Source organism: Phyllobacterium zundukense (assembly GCF_025452195.1).
Classification (GTDB): domain Bacteria; phylum Pseudomonadota; class Alphaproteobacteria; order Rhizobiales; family Rhizobiaceae; genus Phyllobacterium; species Phyllobacterium zundukense_A.
In genome coordinates, this window is record NZ_CP104969.1 from 339,166 (window position 1) to 357,517 (window position 18,352).

Below are 18,352 nucleotides of genomic sequence, written 5' to 3' on the forward strand. Positions count from 1 at the left end.
TTGATAAATTACATGAGTTCTGCACTCATGTTTAAAGATGACTACATTTGTCATCTTATGTGAGTCAAGGCGCGATCGGTAAAATGCCGATTTTTTTGACGCGCCCTGCCCAATCAGCAAGAGGCTGTGACCTCAATGCTACAGACGCGCACCATGCAGCGCTTGCTGGATATCGCTCCAGATCACTTCCGGCTCCTCGAGACCGACCGCAAAACGTATGGTTTGCGGATTGACGCCGAAACGAACGAAGGAGGTCATGCGGTCAGGAATTTGCAACGCAGCCTTTGCTGGAACCACAAGCGTTTCCGGTCCGCCCCAGCTGACACCAAGCCGGATATGGCGCAAAGCGTTGACGAAACGCGCCACATCAATATCGGGGCTTAGATCGAACGCGAACAGACCGGAAAAACCCGTCAGCGTTTTCTTGCCCGGATGATCAGAGAAGGCGGGATGACGGACGAGCGCAATGTCCGGATGTTGCTGCAGATGCTTGGCGAGCACGAGCCCGTTATGCATATGTTCCTTCAGCCGCACCTTCAATGTCCGCATACCGCGCAGGAGCAGCCAGGCTTCGAAGGGTGAAAGCTTTGCACCGATGTACGGGTAGGTCGAACTGTTGATCTTGGCGATCAGATCACGCGGACCTACAACCACGCCGGCAACCGTATCACTGTGGCCACCAAGATATTTCGACGCAGCGTGAATGACGATATCGACGCCATGCTGGATCGGCTTTTGGAACAGCGGGGTTGCCCAGGAATTGTCGATGACAGTCGTAACGCCATATTCCTTCGCCATCGTCGTCAAGGCTTCAATGTCCTGCAATTCGAAAACCATCGAGGTCGGGTTTTCCAGGTAGAGCAGCTTCGCACCGGGCAAGGCAGCACGGACCTCGTCATGGTTGGACGGATCGACGAAGTCCACCGTGACGCCGAAACGAGCAAGCAGTTTGACGAACAGCCGGTAGATATCATTGTAGAGATGTTGGACCGCGACAACCCGGTCACCAGCTTCAACAAGGCTCAGGATCGTTGCTGTTATCGCTGCGGTGCCGCTGGAAAACCCGCGTCCATCCTCGGCACCCTCCAGCCGGGCTGTCAACAATTCGAACTCCCGCACCGTAGGATTATCGCCGCGCGAATAGATATAGTTGCGGGACCGCCCGGCAAAGACATCCTCCATGGCTTCATAGGTGTCATAGGTGAACAGCGAGGTCTGAAATATCGGCGGCGAAACCGCATTGAACGCAGCGTTATCGACTGGTGAAAACAGATCGTCCGGCATTTCGGCATTGAATTCTTGCGGTGGCATGGCTTTGTTCATGAGGCCCTCTCAGACGCGATGCTGTTGAAACTGGTGATCGGATTGGATGACGAATGGTCACGGAGCTGGCGCAGGGTCATGACGAGAATAGCCAATGACATGAGTGCAGTCAGAGCCGGCGCAAGAAAGAGGCTGGCCAGAACTCCCTCGAATTCAAACCAGTGTGGCAGGATGAAGAGGAGCGGCAGGAGAAAGTAACCGTTCTGCGCAACGCTGATGAACCCCGCCAGACGCGCCCGGCCCTGCGCCTGCAGGAGTACCAGCAGGATCTGCCTCGCACCGAAGAAAACGAACGGAATGTGTGTGACGACGAGCGTCTTTGCCGCAATGTCCGCGATTTCGACGTCATTTGTGAAGATCGCGGCGACAGGATAGCGCAGCAGTACGGCACCAAGACCGTATAGGACGGCAAATGTAGACGTGAGCGCCAGCAGCGTTCGGGACGCCGCGAGCAGGCGAGCGGGATTTTTCGAGCCCCAAGCGAAGCTCAACACCGCCTGCCCGCCGAGCGAGAGGCCAACAATCGGCAGCATGCCGAGGGTCAGGACACGCATCGCGATGCCGACCCCGGCAATGCCGTCATCCCCACGATAGAAGCCGGCGAAAGTGAACAGCACAGCAAAACTGATGCTGCTCAACATGCTTGTGAGCGTTACCGGAAATCCAATGAGAAGGACCGGCCTCAGAACATCGATGCGCAGTGCCATGAACCGCGCAGCTAGGTGCAAGGTGCCAATCCGCCGGCGGAAGTAGATGAAATAAGCGGCAAGCGCAGCAATCTGCGACAAGATGGTCGCGACTGCTGCACCGGCCAGCCCGAAATCGAACCAGAAGATCATGATTGGATCGAGTACGATGTTGAGGGCGAAACAGCCCATCAGCGTCCACATGCTGAATCGCGTGTTGCCCTCTGAAATGGCGATAAAATCCGAAAGTATCTGCAGCATGGTCAGCGTCACCGAAAAGGCTACGATCGCAAGATAGTGCTCGGCCAATGGCAGGATGGCTTCGCTGGCGCCAAAGAGGACGAGCAGCTCCCGCTTGAAGAGGAGAATTGCAACCGTCAGCGCGAGCCCGAGCGGTATCGCCAGCATGACAAGTGTTGACGCCGTCGTGCTGCCCCGCTGCGGATCGCCGGCACCGAGCGCACGACCGACGGCGGTGGCAACACCAACGCCCAGCCCCTCGCCAATCGCTCCGACCATCATCAGGATTGGCAGGACAACGGTGATCGCCGCGATCTCATGACTGCCGATCATGCCGACGAAGACCATATTGATCGTGTGATGCACGGCGTTGATCGACAGACCTGCAACCGCAGGCATCCCCAGCCGGAAGATCAAACGTGTCAGTGCCGGATCGTTCAGATCATCAGGTGCAAAATAGGCCCGCTTCGGCTTCACCGTCATGGTGCCGGAACCCAGAAACGATCGTCAAAGAAGCGTTCCCGGGTCAACATTACCAGCAACGCCCGCTTGTGCGGGAAGTCGAAGTGCTTGACCTTGGCAAATCCCGAGCGGTCGAGATTGCGGATCTGCTGCTCGTGGCTGGCGCGCGGCTCGCCGACAATGCGCTGGGTACGCGGATCATCGAGAAAGATGAAATGCATCAATGACGGGAGCCAGGCGGTGATCCACTGCTTGCCGCGATAGGCCGGCTCGCCGATAGCGACATGCCAGCCGCGGTCATAGTCCTGCGCATCATAATAGGGCCCGAGGCGGTTCTCCTTGGCCCAGTAGACCTCGAAATATCCAAATGGCACACCGTCGAAGCAGCCGATCAGCGCGAGCATGTGCGGGTCGCTCAGGCGCTCTTCGAGAATAGCCGCGTGCTTGCGCCTGTCACCGCCATCCTCCCAGATCGCGTTAACCTGTTCGTCGTTCATCCAGCGATGGAAATGCTCGAGATCGGCCTTGGGGTCGGCGATCAGAAAAGACAGGCTCTGGTCGAGCCATGGAATATAACGGTCGTAGATAACGCCTGCCGGCTTTCGGGACCGTTTCGGATGATATTGTCCATTACTCAAGACATACACTTGCGGATGTGGATAAGCCGGCTTTGCAATCCATGGTGCCGGCCATTGCCAGAATGATCGCGGGTCAATCAAAAGGCGATCGCCGTCAAATGTGCCGAGCGGGAAGTCGGATGCTGGCGTGTTGTCGATCTCGATCATCCCGGTTTCGCGCGACTGAGAGGTCATGAATTCGATGGCGGACGACAGAACCGGGATTGCGTCGACCTCCTTGAGATCCGGCAAACCAAGTTTCAACCCGCCCGGTGTCTTCTGCACCGAGACAGTGTGAGCGCCGCTGGTTGTGGAAACCCGCAATGTCTCCGGCGTTGGCTGTACGGCGGTTTTCAGGAAGCGGAATGAGACGGGGAACCGCTCAAGGCGTGTTTCGTCGGCAAGGTTGGATATGAAGGTCATGGCACACTCCGCAGCATCGCGCCGCGGGTGTTAGGCGCGGCTTTGCTACAGAGACGTAATAAGCCGGCGTCGATTTAGGCCAATCTTTGAAAAATTTTTCTCCATTCTCGCTTAAATTGCAGGTGACCTCGTCCGTCTCTTGATCATGTTTATCTGTTTAGGAGTCTGCACGATGTCTGCAGGAGAACTATTGCCGGAAACCTGGCCCGAGACCTGGAGTGTTGTTCGCGACCGCGAAGATCGCCATTCCGTCTGGGCCGACGACAAGGCACTGCCTGTCGGTTGGAGCAAGGAACCGGTCAGCGGCACGCGTGACGAGTGCCTGCAAAAGATCAAGGAAATCTGGGTTGACCCAAGGCCGCTTGGCTTGCAGCAGGCAATGGCCTGAGCCCCACGCTCACAATTCAGATAATGGACCGGTGAAAATATGAACAAGCTATTCGCACCAAATCAGGCCAACGATACCGTCACGGTGGATGACGTTTCCCGCAGTGCCTCCGACAGCTTTCCTTTGAGCCTTGCGCAAAAACGCATCTGGTCGCTCGAGCAGATCGGCAACAGCACCGTTTTCCCCTTGCAGGTTCTCACCTTACGCTGGAACAACTCCGTTACACTCGATCAGCTGCAGCACGCACTGGCGCAACTGGCAAAACGTCATAGTGCCTTGCGCACACGCTTTCGCCGTTTCGCCGGCGGTCGTATCGAGCAATTTTCAGACGCGCGCGAGGCTCCTCCGGTCGAGACTCTTGGAAGCGACAGCAACCCACTGACGGCAGTGGAAACGGAAAGACACGAGGCCGAGTTTATCTCCCGGCCCTTCGATTTGCTCAGCGGCGTGTCATCCCGCGGCCAGTTGATCGTGACGGCGCAAGGCTCGCTCAACTCGACCATCGTCGTGCATCCGATTGTCTGCGACGATGCCGCTCTCTCGATCCTGCAACGGGATCTGATCGCGCTCATCAATAATGAGGCACTGGCCTCGGTCATTGACGACAACCTGTTGCGCGGTGCCCGCGAAGAGGAGTGGCTGGAGACGAACGATTTCACCACCGCGCTCGCCCATTGGCGCAATCTTTTCGGCGAGGAATACACGGCGACAACTTTGCCGACACGTTTCAACGCAAGTGGTTATGCGGGTGCCAAACGTCGCCACCTGCCATTCCAACTCGACGCAACACTGTGGACCAGCGTCAAGCTTTATGCGAAGCAGCACAATGTGAAGGCAGATCTCCTGCTGTCCGCAGCATTTGCAATTCTCCTCGCCCGCTATAGCGGCAACTACAACTTGCAGCATGGCATCCTTTTATCAAACCGTGACACAGATGGACGTCGACAAACCGTCGGCCGCGTTGAACAGATTTTGCCGCTCAGGCTTGAGCTCACCTCAAGGGCACGCGTGCTCGATGTTTGCCGTGCAGTGGACTCCGCAATTGCAGCTGGCACGCACAATCTGGTCCCGTTTGAACGCCTGGTACAGGAAATCCAGACACATGAGGAGCGGGAGCAGGATGCGATAGTCAAATCGCTGTTCGAGTTCCGCCAACCCCGCGTTCATTTCGATCTTGCGCCGGTGACATTGCCCACCCTCGCCCCCCGTTCCGATGTCGAGCTTGCGCTCGTTGTTTCACCTAATGAATCGGGTGGGCTGGATGGGTTGTTCGACTATGCGGAGGATATCTACGAACCGGGCCTGATCGAGCGGGCCTCTCTCCATTATGGCCGGATCTTGGCCCAGGCCATCAGTGGGACGAACATCCGGATCAAGGATATCCAGTTCATTGCCGAGGACGAACTCGATATCCTGTCCGCTCCCTATGACGATGATGGCGTCAATGACGATCGCCCCGTGCACGAACACATCGCCGCCCATGCGGCACGCACGCCGGACAAGACAGCCATCATCTATGCCGACGAAGTCTGGAGCCATGCCAGGTTAGACCAAAGCGCCAACAGACTTGCACATCGTTTGATCAAGCTCGGCGTTGGGGCCGATATAAGCGTTGCCATCGCGGTGAAGCGCTCGCCGGAGGCCATTGTCGGCATCCTTGCGACGCTGAAAGCAGGCGGTGCTTATATTCCGGTCGAGCCTGACCATCCGACAACGCGTAATCATCATATTCTGCATGATGGCGGGGTGAAGGTAATCCTGACCAATAGCTGGCTGCTCGATCGCATTCCCGACGGACTTGATGCCATCATTCTGGAGCTGGACAAACTTGACCTCGACCAGGAACCCGGCACAGCCCCTGATGTGCATGTTCACAAGAACCAGCTCGCCTATATCATGTATACGTCCGGTTCGACCGGACTGCCGAAGGGAGTGGCCGTCGAACACGGTCCCCTGACCCACCACATGCAGAATACTTCCCGTGTCTATGGCATGAGCGAGCTATCGCGCGAATTGCCGTTTTTGCCCTTCAGTTCCGATGGCGGGCACGAACGATGGATGAATCCGCTTATGGAAGGCGGCAGTATTATCCTTCCCGACCAGCCACTCTGGACACCGGAAGAAACGTTGACAGCGATGCGCAAGCACGGTGCCAACAATGCCAGCATTCCGACGACCTACCTCCAGCAGCTGGCCGAATGGGCTGATCTCACCGACAGCGCGCCCCCGATGCGGCTCTATTCATTCGGCGGCGAGGGTCTGGCCCAGCAGACTTTCGATCTTTTGTCGAAAGCGTTGAAGTCGGAATGGCTGATCAACGGCTATGGTCCCACCGAAACCATCATGACGCCGATGGTCTGGAAAGTACGCGCTGGGCAGAAATTCGAAGGGACTTACGCGCCGATCGGCCGCGCGGTTGGCAATCGCCGTGTCTATGTGCTCGACCCCGATTTGAACCCCTGCCCCATCGGAGTGACCGGTGAACTTTACATCGCCGGCGAAGGCATGGCCCGTGGCTATATCGGCAAGCCTGACATTACCGCCGACCGCTTCATTCCCGATCCGTTTTCAAAGGAAGGCGGGCGCCTTTACCGTTCCGGCGATCTCACTCGCTGGCGCGAGGACGGCACGGTGGAATTTGTCGGTCGCGTCGATCATCAGGTGAAACTGCGGGGCTACCGCATCGAACTTGGCGAGATCGAAGCTGCCCTGCTGCAACAGGATGGCGTTGGCGAAGCGCTCGTCGTCCTGCGTGACGATGAAGCCACCAAGCAGAAGATGCTCGTCGCCTATGTCGTGCCGAAACAGGGACGGGAACTGGAGATCGCCGAGATTCATTCGGCGCTCGAGCGCGCCCTGCCCGCCTATATGGTTCCCACTGCGATCGTTCCGCTTACGAGCATGCCGATCAATCCGAACAGCAAGCTTGATCGCTTCGCACTGCCTGCGCCAACGCCGCTCAGGCGGACGATCATCGAGCCTCAAAACGCGATGGAAGCAGATGTTCTCGATATCTGGCAACAGATCCTGAATGTCAGCCCAATCAGCGTCGAGGACAATTTCTTTGCCATCGGCGGCAATTCGCTGGGCGCCATCCGGATTCTTTCCGCGTTGCGTCAGCGCAAGCCGCAGAACCGCACGACAATTGCCGATCTCTTCAACAACCCGACGATCCGCTCCTTCGCCAAAGTCATTGAGGCGGGCAACGATCAGGCTGGAAGCGAGGTCATCGTGCTGCGCGCTTCCGGCACAAAGCCCATGCTCTATTGCTTCCCCGGCCTGCTGGTCAGCACGCGCGAATATGTCAAGCTGGTCGATTATCTTGGAGCGGACCAGCCTGCGACCGGCTTCATCTGCTATTCGCTCTCCGAGCAGAAGCAGATCGGTGCGTCGGTCGATGAGATCATCGAGAGTTATGTCGACTACATCAGAAGCCACAGCAAAGGCCAGCCTTGCTATTTCCTCGGCTGGTCATGGGGCGGATTGCTGGCCTATGAGGCAGCGCGCAGGCTAGGCGACGAGATCGATCTGCGTCTGATCACCATGGTCGACGTCTGCGACCTCGGAACCGAATTCGCCATTGGCTCAACGCCGCGATTCAAACCGGGTGAGCGCGACCAGTTGCACCGGATGGTGCAGGAGTGGCTATCGCAGACCGCGATGCGCACGGAATGGGACCGGTTGCTCGGTGTCATGGACGCGGATACCTATGACCAGTTCCTGCGTTTCGTCGGCGACGAGAAGGATGAACTTCCGACCGATGGTCCCGATATCAGCAGTCGCGAACACACATTCTGGATCCTCATCGACAATGCCCTGATCTTCCGGCGTCATCAATTGCAGCCTCACAATGTCCCCATCCACTCCTGGGCGGCCGACGACAGTCTGAACCGGGGCCTCAATCTCATCGACTGGCGCCGCTATTCCCCTCGAGCCAACCCTGCGGAAATCATCTCCGGCACCAACCATCTGCACGTGATCGGCTCCCAGGCGTTTCACAGCCGGCTGGCACACCGGCTGAACGAAGCTCTTTGACCAACGCGTCACCGAAAGGAATTCTGATGACTGCGATGTTTGCAAACAATGATCGGACCAGTCCTGCAAGCGAGGCCCTGGATCTGGCCGGCATCGGTATCGGACCTTCGAATCTCAGCCTGGCATCGCTCCTTGACGGCGTCGGGAATGTCAGGGCGCATTTCTACGAGAGCCGCGCAAGTTTCGATTGGCATCCCGGCATGATGCTGCCGGATGTCGAACTGCAATCTTCCTATCTGAAAGACCTGGTCACCCCAGTCATGCCGACCAGCCCATGGTCGTTCATCTCCTACCTTGTCGCGCACAAGCGGCTCTATGCCTTTCTCAACGCCCAGTATGATGCGGTGCCCCGTCGTGAATTCGCCCGGTATCTGGAGTGGGTCGCTAGCCAGCTAAAGAGCCTCAGTTTCAGCTCTACCGTACGAGAAGTCAAATTCGACAAGGACAAATTTCATGTCCAATTTGATAGCGGTGCGGTAACCGCCAGAAATCTCGTGCTCGGTACGGGTACTACACCATCCGTACCGTCCTGGGCGACACCCTTCCTCGGTGAAAGATGTTTCCACAATTCGGAGGCAAAGCATCGCCTGCCCGGTCTCAATGCGTCTCGCATCGCGGTCATTGGCGGTGGACAGAGTGGCGGCGAAGTTGTGGAAGCGCTGCTGAACGCAAAGTCGACGCTAAAGGAACTCAACTGGTTCAGCCGCCGGCATAATTTCGAGCCAATCAACGACACAGCGTTTTCCAATCAGGTCTTCTCGCCGGAATATGTCTACGCCTATCTCAATCTCAACAGTGACCAGAAGCTGGACGCACTGAAAGCTTCGATCCTCACAAGCGACGGGCTGTCTATTTCGACAATCAACGCCATTTACCGGCGGCTTTACAGCCTGCGCTATCTGGAAAATCGGAACATCGATGCGAAACTTTCACCCAACCGTGACGTCATCCAGGTCGAAAGCGACAAGGATGGCTACCGCCTGATCGTACGCAATCGTTTCGACGGTGGCGTCGAGGTCGCCCATGCCGATGCAATTGTCCTGGCAACGGGATATCAATTCAGGCTTCCCGACGCATTTGCCGGATTATCGGACCGCATTCAGTTCGACCGCCATAATCGCCCCGTTCTGGACGACAGATACTGCCTCAACTGGAATGGCCCAAAACAGAACCGGATTTTCGCGCAGAATGCCGGGAGGTACAGTCACGGGATTGCCGACTCGCAGTTGAGCCTCATGGCGTGGCGCAGCGCGCATATCATCAATTCGCTGGTGGGCCGGCCACACTTCGATCTGGAGCCACACGACTCGCAGGTGAACTGGCTGTCGAGCGGACACGACGCTTTGGGTCAGAACATCGCCGTCGACTATTAGTCCAATTCACGCTGACGAAAGAGCAGTTCCTCTCTTTGCGACTGTGCTGAAACTGCAATCAAATGACCGGAAGGTGCGAGAAAAAGGCGGTGATGCCACAAGGCGTCATCGCCACTTGGCGTTTTGTCCATAAGAATAGCGTTCGTCCCGCGGTCCAGCCGGATGTTCAGTTGTTCCGGCGCTGCCGTCAGGCCGGTGCCTGTCGCCTTGAGGTAACTCTCCTTCAAGGTCCAATAGCTCAGAAGCCGCGACTGACGCGCCGGGCCGCGCAGCACCGAGAGCATCTCGGACTCTGCTACCGAGCAGAACAATGAAGCTGTCTCGGGTTCAATTACTGTCGTGAGGGCTTCGACGTCGATACCCAGTGCCACGGCGTCCCGGCTGATCGCAAAGGCCGCGAACCCTTCCGTGTTGGACAGATTGAAGGCAATTCCGTCGGACTGCCCGGCAAGAGCTGGTTTGCCGTGCAATCCGGAGACGATATTCAGATCGGCCATTGGCAGACCTGTATAAAACGACAGGACCGACCGCTGCAAATACCGCCCCGCCATGAAAGCCCAGGCATCTTTCTCAAAATGGAAGTCCGTAGCTCGCGCTCGCTCGTCAGGGACAAGTGCAAAACGTATTCGGCTCCAGTCCGTATCGAGCGAATAGGCCCACCACCAGATATCAACGCCGGATTCCATTTGATCGATGCGAACACCCGGCAAGTCCGGCAGGGGATCGCACGGCAGCGTCATCATCACAGTCTAACGGCGAATGCATTCTGGATCGCACGATTGACGGCAACCGGCAGCAATGACATGTGATTCTCACCGGGATGAATTTCAAATTGCGCCCGTATCGGCCGGCCCGGCAGGCTGTTCAGCCGCTCCACCAGTTCCATGGCATTCACATCGTTCAGCGTGACTTTCTTCTGCTCGAGCCTCTCCGCCTCGTCGGTCGCACCAAGCTGAAACGGCGCCAGTTTGTCGGTTTCATACTCGCCGCAGGCGAGGAACAGCCTTGCGTTCTCCCTCGTCTTCGGAGCGGTAGCAAACGACGGATAGAATTGATCGATGACCCGGTCTTCCCAATAGATCGACGGACTGGCGGCGATCCAGGTCGTAAAGGCTGAAGGCCGGGTGAAGAGACTGTAGAGCACGAAAAGACCGCCGAAGGAGTGGCCGAAGAGCGCTTGACGGCTCCGGTCAATCGGATGTGTTGCCTCGACAAGCGGCTTTATCTGTTCCTCGATAAATCCCAGGAACTCTTCGGCACCGCCGGTTTTCACTACCGGGCTGTTTTCGTAGAATGGCGGATAGGTCTGACCGGGCGGCGGGCTAAGATCCCAGGAGCGGCGGAGGGGATCATATGCAGCGTCGAGGGGATAGCCGATGGACACGACGACTCCATGTCCGACATTGGTACCACTCGGATAGCTCGCCTGCGCCCGCATGACATCGACTGCTGTGCCGATCACCGCATTGCCGTCCGTCATGTAAAGTACCGGCCAGCCCTGCTCGGGTGCATCACCGGGCGGGCGATAGATAAATATCCGGTAGACCGCGCCGTTTCGATCGGAAATCACATCGTGAAATGTTGTGTGTCCGACAAGGGCGGGCGATGAATTCGGAAATGTTTGCATATATCCATCGCTATGGGATTTCGGTGCAGGTTCGCTCTGGTGGAGCAGAGCTTGCCGTCTGAGTATAAAACATGACTAACTCAGTCAATATTTAATTTCGTCGTTGATATGCGAATAAAAAGGCCGGTGCGAACACCGGCCTTTGCTGTTGGTCGCAATGGTTCAGGCTATCTTCTCCCGAACCGGGAGTTTCCAGCCAGGCCGGATGAAGTGGCACGTATAGCCGTTCGGAATGCGCTCGAGATAATCCTGATGCTCGGGCTCGGCTTCCCAGAAATCCCCGGCCGGCGCAACTTCAGTCACCACCTTGGCAGGCCACAGGCCGGAAGCGTCGACATCCTCGATGGTGTCTTTTGCAATCCGCTCCTGCTCTTCGGAGGTGTAGAAGATCGCCGAACGATAGCTCAGTCCAACGTCGTTGCCTTGGCGGTTACGCGTGCTTGGATCGTGGATCTGAAAGAAGAATTCGAGAATTTGCCGGTAGCTGATCCGGTGGGGATCAAAGACAATCTCGATGGCCTCCGCATGGGTTCCATGGTTACGGTAGGTCGCATTCGGCACGTCACCGCCGGAGTAGCCGACACGTGTCGAGATGACACCGTCGTAGCGCCGGAAGAGGTCTTGCATCCCCCAGAAACAACCGCCGGCCAGCACTGCCCGTTCTTTTGTCATTGGATGTCCTCCATTCATTGTGATGGAATTTGCAGTAGTTTATGCCTGTGAGGCACACTCTGTCACTGCATTGTTTCGGTTGAGATGTCGGGATTGCGGCTTGAGAATTCAATCCCGGCAGCCGCAAGTTGGGGATCGCCCTGCGTAATCAATGCGGCCAGAGGCGACGGTTCTCGAGGGTCGGTGTCATAGACGCATGGCGAGATCAGCACCGCCATGCCGATCAGGGATAAAACGGCAAATCGCATGATATGTCTCCTTAAAAGTTTTGGCCGCGGGCCTGACGCCCGAGGCATATCCATCTTCGGTCAGCCCTGCTTTGCAATCGGAGCCGGCACAGTCTTGGCCGCCTGTTGGCCTTTCGCCTCGGCAAGCAAATCCTGAATGACCTTTTCCGACTCCTCATAGTCGCCTTCGCCGAAATGGTGGTACCTGATCTGGCCCTTGGCATCGATGAAGTAGTGGGCCGGCCAATAGCTGTTGTCGAATGCCTTCCAGATTTCGAAGTTGTTGTCGATTGCAACCGGATAGCCTATCTTGAATTCGCCTATGGCCTTCTTGACGTTTTCAATCTTGCGTTCGAAAGCGAATTCCGGCGCGTGCACGCCAATCACGACCAAGCCCTGATCCTTGTACTTTTCCGCCCAGGCCCGAACATAGGGCACGGTGTGGATGCAGTTGATACAAGCGAACGTCCAGAAATCGACCAGCACGACCTTACCGCGAAGCTGCTCTGTCGTGAGCGGCGGCGAGTTCAGCCACTCGACTGCTCCATCGAGTGAAGGAAACTGTCCCTCAACCGGCAGATCGCTGCGGAATGCTTCGCTAGCGTTGAGCGCAAGCTGAGGACCGTCAGTTGTGATCGCTGCAGTAGCTGAAGCTGGCTTCTTGGTATGTAATGCATCGAGCAGCGCCTGTTCGATCTTTCCCGTCCCAACGGTTGAAAGCCGCGCAAGCAAACCCGTATCGGCGCCAAGACCAATCGCGACGACACCTGCAAGTACGGCAACGCCGAGTCCGCGGCGGACCCATTCACCCGCACCGAGCGATTGTTTCATCGCCGTGAACACCCGCCCGCCGATGAGCAGGGCCAAGCCCAGCGAAGTTGCGGCACCCGCCGAATAGGCAAGCAGAAGCAAGGTTGTCTGAACGTTCGCACCCTGAAGCGCAGCGCCTGTCAGAACCAGACCGAGGATCGGTCCTGCACAAGGCGCCCAGAGCAGGCCCGTTGCAACACCGAGAACCAGCGAACTGCCGGCCGTCGGCACCGAACGTGGTCCACCGGTCGAATTCAACAGCCTGTTGGCAAACGCAACGACCGGCCGTGTCAGGATTGTCGCAAGCTGTGTCGAGACAAGCGTCAAGCCGAAGATCGCAAGCAGCCCGATTGCAGCGTAGCGGCCATATTCATTGGCGTGAACCGCCCAGCTGCCGCCGACCGCCGCCAGCGTCGCAACCAGAGCAAAAGTGATCGCCATGCCCGCGAGCATCGGCAGCGTGCTTTTAACGAACGGCTGTTCTGCACGCGCGAAAACGAATGGCAGGACGGGCAGGATGCACGGACTGAGGATTGTCAGTACACCAGCAAGGTAAGCAATAACCGGAAGGGTCATCATCGTATCCTTTGGATAGTTGAAGGAGCGCCGAAGCGCAGCGGCCGAAGTTCAGCCGTTGCGGGGGACAAGATGCCTGCGACGTATCCCGCATGTGTCTCAACCAGCCAAAATTGTGGGCCAATGTATCCAGGCGCAACGCGGATACATTGGCTTACAATTTTCCGACAGACCCTCGCCCGCGCGCGAAAAATGCCTGCTAAAGTAGCGCGGCTATATAAATGGAAGGCATTGCGCGATGGATCACATCGACCACGTTCTGATCGTCGATGACGATCGCGAAATAAGGGAACTCATTTCGGGGTACCTCAAGAAGAATGGCCTGCGCGTCACCGTGGCCGCAGACGGTCGCCACATGCGATCATTTCTTGAGACGGACTCCGTCGATCTCATCGTTCTCGATATAATGATGCCGGGCGATGACGGCCTGGTGTTGTGCCGCGAACTTCGCGCCGGCAAGCACAAGGCAACGCCAATCCTTATGCTGACGGCCCGAACCGACGAAACCGACCGCATTGTCGGCCTGGAAATGGGCGCAGATGACTATCTGGCAAAACCCTTTTCCGCCCGGGAGCTGCTGGCCCGCATCAAGGCGGTTCTGCGCCGGACGCGCATGCTTCCGCCCAATCTCCAGATAACCGAGGTCGGGCAGTTATTGACCTTTGGTGATTGGCAACTCGACACCACCGGCCGGCATCTGCTCGATCGGGAGGGAACGGCAATAGCGCTTAGCGGTGCCGAATACCGCCTGCTTCGCGTGTTTGTCGATCATCCGCAGCGCGTGCTCAATCGGGATCAATTGTTGAACCTCACCCAAGGACGCGAGGCTGAATTGTTCGACAGGTCTATCGACCTTCTGGTAAGCCGGCTTCGCCAGCGCCTTGGCGATGATGCGCGCGAACCTGCCTATATCAAGACCGTTCGCAGCGAGGGCTACGTCCTCGCAATGCCGGTCGAGATCTCCGAGGTACGCCAATGAGCATCGGTGCCGTGCTTCGGCCGTTGCGGCTATGGCCCCGCACTCTGGGATCGAGGCTTTTCCTGATCCTGCTCGCTGGTTTGCTGCTCGCGCAAGGGCTCACCTTCAGTGTCCAGTTTATCGAACGCTACATGGCCGCCAAAGCGGTGATGCTCAACACACTCGAGAACGATGTCGCGACGTCGGTCGCGATTTTCGATCGCCTGCCGGCGTCCGAGCGAGCGGATTGGCTTCAGCGCCTCGACCGGGGAACCTATCGATTTGAGTTGGGCGCCGGACTTCCCGGCATCGACACCCTGACCGACCAGGGCGCCGGTATCGCGGCGAAGATCAGGCAAGCCGTCGATCCGCGCTTCCCGATAACATTTCAGTCGATCCCGGGCGATGGCAAACGCCTGCAAGCTCATCTGACCCTGAGTGACGGAAATCCGCTGACAATCGATGTAAATCCGGCACCGATCATGCCGCTGGCACAATGGCTGCCATATGTTCTCATCGCACAGCTGCTTCTCCTCATTCTTTGCGCATGGCTTGCTGTTCGGCTGGCGATCCGCCCTCTCGTCAATCTTGCAAATGCAGCTGACGCGCTCGACCCGAACAAGAAAACACCGCGGCTGAGCGAGACGGGCCCGAGCGAGGTCGCCTATGCAGCAACGGCATTCAATGCCATGCGAGATCGTATCGCGCACTACCTTGAAGAGCGCGTACAAATCCTTGCGGCTATCTCGCACGATCTTCAAACGCCGATAACCCGCATGAAGCTTCGTGCGGAGTTTGCCGAAGAGTCGGTTGAAAAGGACAAACTGGTTCAGGATCTGGCCGAGATCGAGCGCCTGGTCCACGAAGGCGTTGCCTATGCGCGCAGCGCTCATGGAAATACGGAAAAAGCCTCCCGTCTGGATGTGGACTCTTTTATGGAAAGCCTCGTTTATGACTATCAGGATACCGGCAAGGCAGTGACCTTGAACGGAAAGATCGAAACTGCAATCGTTACCCGGCCTCACGCCCTGCGCCGCATCCTTACCAACCTGATCGACAATGCTCTGAAATTCGGCGGAAGCGCCGAAGTCACCCTTGAGAAGGACCGTCAAGGGACAGTCATCATAAAAGTGCTCGATCGTGGCCCAGGCATTCCGGAAGATCAGCTCAAGGCAGTCCTCCAGCCATTTTTCAGGCTGGAACAGTCTCGCAACAGAGGAACCGGCGGCACAGGGCTGGGATTGGCAATCGCGCAGGAACTGACGCTCGCTATTGACGGTATGCTTGACCTGGCAAACAGACCCGGTGGGGGTCTTTCCGCCGAGATAATATTGCCTCAAAAGCCCCGTCTTAACTAGCAGCATCAATCGGACCGGCAAACGCATCGCAGAAGATGGACCGTCAATTGTATCTCAATGTACTGACCTCGCTTCCTTACACAATTCGTTTCAATTCCCGCCACCTCTGACACATTGGGGATACGTCGCCGGCGCCTTATGTGAGCAATGACTGAATTCAGTCATTGCTTGAAGCAAATCAACCGTTCAAAAAGGACCAATAGAATGACCCAAGTCGAAAAAGTGCTCTACACAGCCAAAACCCACACCACCGGCGGCCGGGATGGTGGCTCGGGCGAAAGCGATGACGGCCATCTCGACGTCAAATTCTCGACACCCGGCACCGCAGGCAGCGGCACCAATCCGGAACAGATGTTTGCTGCCGGCTGGTCGGCCTGCTTCATCGGTGCCATGGGCCTTGCTGCACGCAAGATGAAAGTGACCATGCCGGCAGACACTGCTGTCGATGCCGAAGTGGATTTGTGCCATGTAGATGGCGCCTATTTCCTTCAGGCTCGACTCAACGTCAGCCTTCCAGGTCTTGAGCGTGACGTTGCGCAGGCGATAGTCGAGGGTGCACACCAGACATGCCCGTACTCCAAGGCCACACGCGGCAACGTCGACGTAGTGCTCATCGTCGTCTAGAGCACTAAGGCCTGCTAGCATCAGCTTGAATCAACTTCAGCAATGGACACGATAAAAATGTCGCAAGTAATCGACCATCGCCGCCGGGGGCTTCTCGGCATAGCGGCCGCAACTATTGCTGCCGCGCCACTCATCCAGTCCGCCAGGGCGAACGCGCAGAGCGGCACGACGAAATCGGCGGCTCTGCCGACCATCAAGCCGGGGACGAACACCTCCTTGGGTCCCATCAAGCAGATCGACGCCGGCGTCCTCAACGTCGGATATGCCGAAGCTGGCCCTGCCGATGGCTACCCGGTTATTCTTCTGCATGGATGGCCATACGATATCTATAGCTTCGCCGATGTTGCTCCTTTGCTTGCCGGCGCAGGCTACCGCGTGATCATGCCTTATCTGCGCGGCTACGGCACCACGCAATTCCTTTCGGGCGATACTGTCCGGAATGGCCAGCAGGCCGTTGTCGCTGTCGACATCATCGCCTTGATGGATGCACTGAAGATACAAAAGGCAATCATTGCCGGCTTTGACTGGGGTGCGCGCACGGCCAACGTTATTGCGGCCCTATGGCCAGAGCGCTGCAAAGCTCTGGTCTCGGTAAGCGGCTATCTGATTGGCAGTCAGGAGGCGAACAAGAAACCATTGCCACCGAAGGCCGAGCTTGCCTGGTGGTATCAGTACTACTTCGCAACCGAACGCGGCCGCCAGGGTTACGACAGCAACCGGCACGATTTCTCCAAGCTCATCTGGCAGCTCGCATCGCCGAAATGGAACTTCGACGACGCAACATTTGACCGGTCGGCCGAAGCGTTCAACAACCCCGATCACGTCGCGATCGTCGTCCATAACTATCGCTGGCGCTTGAGCCTGGTGGAAGGCGAGCCACAATATGACGATCTGGAGAAGCGGCTGGCGACATTCCCGGTGATCGCAGTTCCGACGATAACCCTTGAAGGCGACGCCAATGGCGCGCCGCACCCGGATCCCGCAGCCTATCGCAGCAAGTTCTCGGGAAAATACGAGCACCGGACGAGTAGCGGCGGTATTGGCCACAATCTGCCACAGGAAGCACCGCGCGACTTCGCTCAAGCCGTCCTCGACGTCGATGGCTTTTAAGGGAGACTGCGGACTCGCCCAGGCGTGTCCGCAGTATCAATTCAGTCGGGGACAGAACCGCCCGCCAATTCACGAGAAATCCTGATCGTTCGCGTGACGCAGGTCACGAGAGTGCCGATCGTTATGATGGCCAACGCCACAAGGAGTGACCAGTGGCTCCCAAAGAGCCACATCTCGATACTTTGCGCCACGAGCGCCGCCGTGAGAACTGCCATGCGGCGCTGTTTCGCCATGATGCCGCTGAAATCCTGAGCCAATCCCAACGATCCGCCGAAAACCCTGATATAGGCGGTCAGGGCGGCGAGCAGCGCGCATAGCCAGCCAAGCCAAGGATAGCCCACGGCATATCCAACCGGGACAAGAAACAGCGTATCGCAGATCCGGTCGGGAAATTCGTTGTAGAGAGGTCCGTTCGATGTTTTCTTGCCGCCTTCGATCGCGACCATTCCGTCGAGAAGGTTGCAGATCAGTCTCATCTGCACGCAGGCAGCCGCGCAAAGCCAAGCGATTGGATGGGCCCAAAACGCGATGAGCGCACCCCCGATGACCGCAAACACAATCGACAGCAGCGAAATGCAGTTGGCGGTGACGCCCGCTTGCGCCAGATGTTTGCTGAGCCTGATGGCCCAGGGAGACGACCGGCTGGAAATCGGGCGGCGCGCGACTTCCTCCTGCAGTTTACTCATTCACTTCCCCCGCCTGGCGACTACCGTTGCCGAGATTGCCCTTCCGCAATCGAAATTGAAAGTGCATGCCGGTATTTTTACTGCGCCAATGCGTTGCCGGTTGTACAGTATGCGGATGCTGGGCCGTTTTCATTAAGCGGAACCCGCGTTCGAGATG

15 protein-coding genes and 1 pseudogene are annotated in these 18,352 nt (G+C 57.4%); 7 read left to right on the forward strand and 9 right to left on the reverse strand.

Translation table 11 applies throughout. From position 1 onward, the window contains the following. Positions 1-138 precede the first annotated feature (138 nt). From N8E88_RS01575 to N8E88_RS01585, 3 genes are read right to left on the reverse strand one after another with little or no spacing between them, the layout of a single operon-like run. A complete protein-coding gene (locus tag N8E88_RS01575; RefSeq protein WP_262290422.1) occupies positions 139-1,323 on the reverse strand; it encodes a PLP-dependent transferase in 1,185 nt (394 codons plus the stop codon). Further along, positions 1,320-2,732 (reverse strand): MATE family efflux transporter, encoded by a 1,413-nt coding sequence (locus N8E88_RS01580; RefSeq protein ID WP_262290423.1) that lies wholly within the window; start codon positions 2,730-2,732, stop codon positions 1,320-1,322. The genes N8E88_RS01575 and N8E88_RS01580 overlap by 4 nt, the downstream gene beginning before the upstream one ends. Beyond that, complete coding sequence (locus N8E88_RS01585) at positions 2,729-3,751, reverse strand: GNAT family N-acetyltransferase (RefSeq protein ID WP_262290424.1); 1,023 nt, start codon at positions 3,749-3,751, stop codon at positions 2,729-2,731. Before N8E88_RS01585 ends, N8E88_RS01580 begins: the two co-directional genes overlap by 4 nt. A gap of 172 nt (positions 3,752-3,923) precedes the next feature. Here N8E88_RS01585 and N8E88_RS01590 point away from each other — a divergent pair, with 172 nt between their 5' ends. The 3 genes from N8E88_RS01590 to N8E88_RS01600 are packed head-to-tail and all read left to right on the forward strand — an operon-like array spanning position 3,924 to position 9,547. Then, complete coding sequence (locus N8E88_RS01590; RefSeq protein WP_262290425.1) at positions 3,924-4,139, forward strand: MbtH family NRPS accessory protein; 216 nt, start codon at positions 3,924-3,926, stop codon at positions 4,137-4,139. 39 nt (positions 4,140-4,178) lie between these two features. After that, positions 4,179-8,174, forward strand: a complete 3,996-nt coding sequence (locus N8E88_RS01595; protein WP_262290426.1) for a non-ribosomal peptide synthetase — start codon at positions 4,179-4,181, stop codon at positions 8,172-8,174. Positions 8,175-8,200: 26 nt separating this feature from the next. Then, positions 8,201-9,547, forward strand: coding sequence for a lysine N(6)-hydroxylase/L-ornithine N(5)-oxygenase family protein (locus N8E88_RS01600; RefSeq protein WP_410010497.1), 1,347 nt, complete (start codon positions 8,201-8,203; stop codon positions 9,545-9,547). Here the strand turns inward: N8E88_RS01600 and N8E88_RS01605 are convergent. The 5 genes and pseudogenes from N8E88_RS01605 to N8E88_RS01625 form a co-directional block, all read right to left on the reverse strand. Continuing rightward, the gene (locus N8E88_RS01605) at positions 9,544-10,290 is read right to left on the reverse strand and encodes a 4'-phosphopantetheinyl transferase family protein (protein WP_262290427.1); all 747 of its coding nucleotides are present in this window, start codon (positions 10,288-10,290) and stop codon (positions 9,544-9,546) included. The genes N8E88_RS01600 and N8E88_RS01605 overlap by 4 nt on opposite strands. Continuing rightward, on the reverse strand, positions 10,290-11,174 hold the full coding sequence (locus N8E88_RS01610; protein WP_262290428.1) for an alpha/beta hydrolase: 885 nt from the start codon (positions 11,172-11,174) through the stop codon (positions 10,290-10,292). Before N8E88_RS01610 ends, N8E88_RS01605 begins: the two co-directional genes overlap by 1 nt. 162 nt (positions 11,175-11,336) lie before the next feature. Then, positions 11,337-11,846 carry a peptide-methionine (S)-S-oxide reductase MsrA gene (msrA, locus tag N8E88_RS01615; RefSeq protein WP_262290429.1) on the reverse strand — a complete coding sequence of 170 codons (510 nt, stop codon included), beginning with the start codon at positions 11,844-11,846 and terminating at the stop codon, positions 11,337-11,339. Between the two features lie 62 nt (positions 11,847-11,908). Further along, positions 11,909-12,094 (reverse strand): hypothetical protein, encoded by a 186-nt coding sequence (locus N8E88_RS01620; RefSeq protein WP_262290430.1) that lies wholly within the window; start codon positions 12,092-12,094, stop codon positions 11,909-11,911. Positions 12,095-12,163: 69 nt separating this feature from the next. Next, positions 12,164-13,459, reverse strand: a pseudogene (locus tag N8E88_RS01625) (cytochrome c biogenesis protein DipZ); the annotation flags it as partial. Between the two features lie 238 nt (positions 13,460-13,697). On the opposite strand from N8E88_RS01625, the gene N8E88_RS01630 reads away from it, so the two are divergent. The 4 genes from N8E88_RS01630 to N8E88_RS01645 all read left to right on the forward strand — a co-directional run bounded on the left by N8E88_RS01630 (position 13,698) and on the right by N8E88_RS01645 (position 17,509). After that, complete coding sequence (locus tag N8E88_RS01630; RefSeq protein WP_262290431.1) at positions 13,698-14,438, forward strand: response regulator; 741 nt, start codon at positions 13,698-13,700, stop codon at positions 14,436-14,438. Further along, complete coding sequence (locus N8E88_RS01635) at positions 14,435-15,775, forward strand: ATP-binding protein (protein ID WP_262290432.1); 1,341 nt, start codon at positions 14,435-14,437, stop codon at positions 15,773-15,775. The genes N8E88_RS01630 and N8E88_RS01635 overlap by 4 nt, the downstream gene beginning before the upstream one ends. A 204-nt stretch (positions 15,776-15,979) precedes the next feature. Continuing rightward, a complete protein-coding gene (locus N8E88_RS01640) occupies positions 15,980-16,399 on the forward strand; it encodes an organic hydroperoxide resistance protein (protein ID WP_262290433.1) in 420 nt (139 codons plus the stop codon). Between the two features lie 57 nt (positions 16,400-16,456). Beyond that, on the forward strand, positions 16,457-17,509 hold the full coding sequence (locus N8E88_RS01645; RefSeq protein ID WP_262290434.1) for an alpha/beta fold hydrolase: 1,053 nt from the start codon (positions 16,457-16,459) through the stop codon (positions 17,507-17,509). Positions 17,510-17,550: 41 nt separating this feature from the next. On the opposite strand, the gene N8E88_RS01650 is transcribed toward N8E88_RS01645, so the two are convergent. Next, complete coding sequence (locus N8E88_RS01650) at positions 17,551-18,195, reverse strand: CDP-alcohol phosphatidyltransferase family protein (protein ID WP_262290435.1); 645 nt, start codon at positions 18,193-18,195, stop codon at positions 17,551-17,553. Between the last annotated feature and the right edge of the window lie 157 nt (positions 18,196-18,352).

What these genes read in the sequence shown, in the direction of transcription:
- N8E88_RS01575 (WP_262290422.1), bottom strand. Translation starts at nt 1,323, where the DNA reads ATGAACAAAGCCATGCCACCGCAAGAATTCAATGCCGAAATGCCGGAC.
- N8E88_RS01580 (WP_262290423.1), bottom strand. Translation starts at nt 2,732, where the DNA reads ATGACGGTGAAGCCGAAGCGGGCCTATTTTGCACCTGATGATCTGAAC.
- N8E88_RS01585 (WP_262290424.1), bottom strand. Translation starts at nt 3,751, where the DNA reads ATGACCTTCATATCCAACCTTGCCGACGAAACACGCCTTGAGCGGTTC.
- N8E88_RS01590 (WP_262290425.1), top strand. Translation starts at nt 3,924, where the DNA reads ATGTCTGCAGGAGAACTATTGCCGGAAACCTGGCCCGAGACCTGGAGT.
- N8E88_RS01595 (WP_262290426.1), top strand. Translation starts at nt 4,179, where the DNA reads ATGAACAAGCTATTCGCACCAAATCAGGCCAACGATACCGTCACGGTG.
- N8E88_RS01600 (WP_410010497.1), top strand. Translation starts at nt 8,201, where the DNA reads ATGACTGCGATGTTTGCAAACAATGATCGGACCAGTCCTGCAAGCGAG.
- N8E88_RS01605 (WP_262290427.1), bottom strand. Translation starts at nt 10,290, where the DNA reads ATGATGACGCTGCCGTGCGATCCCCTGCCGGACTTGCCGGGTGTTCGC.
- N8E88_RS01610 (WP_262290428.1), bottom strand. Translation starts at nt 11,174, where the DNA reads ATGCAAACATTTCCGAATTCATCGCCCGCCCTTGTCGGACACACAACA.
- msrA (WP_262290429.1), bottom strand. Translation starts at nt 11,846, where the DNA reads ATGACAAAAGAACGGGCAGTGCTGGCCGGCGGTTGTTTCTGGGGGATG.
- N8E88_RS01620 (WP_262290430.1), bottom strand. Translation starts at nt 12,094, where the DNA reads ATGCGATTTGCCGTTTTATCCCTGATCGGCATGGCGGTGCTGATCTCG.
- N8E88_RS01630 (WP_262290431.1), top strand. Translation starts at nt 13,698, where the DNA reads ATGGATCACATCGACCACGTTCTGATCGTCGATGACGATCGCGAAATA.
- N8E88_RS01635 (WP_262290432.1), top strand. Translation starts at nt 14,435, where the DNA reads ATGAGCATCGGTGCCGTGCTTCGGCCGTTGCGGCTATGGCCCCGCACT.
- N8E88_RS01640 (WP_262290433.1), top strand. Translation starts at nt 15,980, where the DNA reads ATGACCCAAGTCGAAAAAGTGCTCTACACAGCCAAAACCCACACCACC.
- N8E88_RS01645 (WP_262290434.1), top strand. Translation starts at nt 16,457, where the DNA reads ATGTCGCAAGTAATCGACCATCGCCGCCGGGGGCTTCTCGGCATAGCG.
- N8E88_RS01650 (WP_262290435.1), bottom strand. Translation starts at nt 18,195, where the DNA reads ATGAGTAAACTGCAGGAGGAAGTCGCGCGCCGCCCGATTTCCAGCCGG.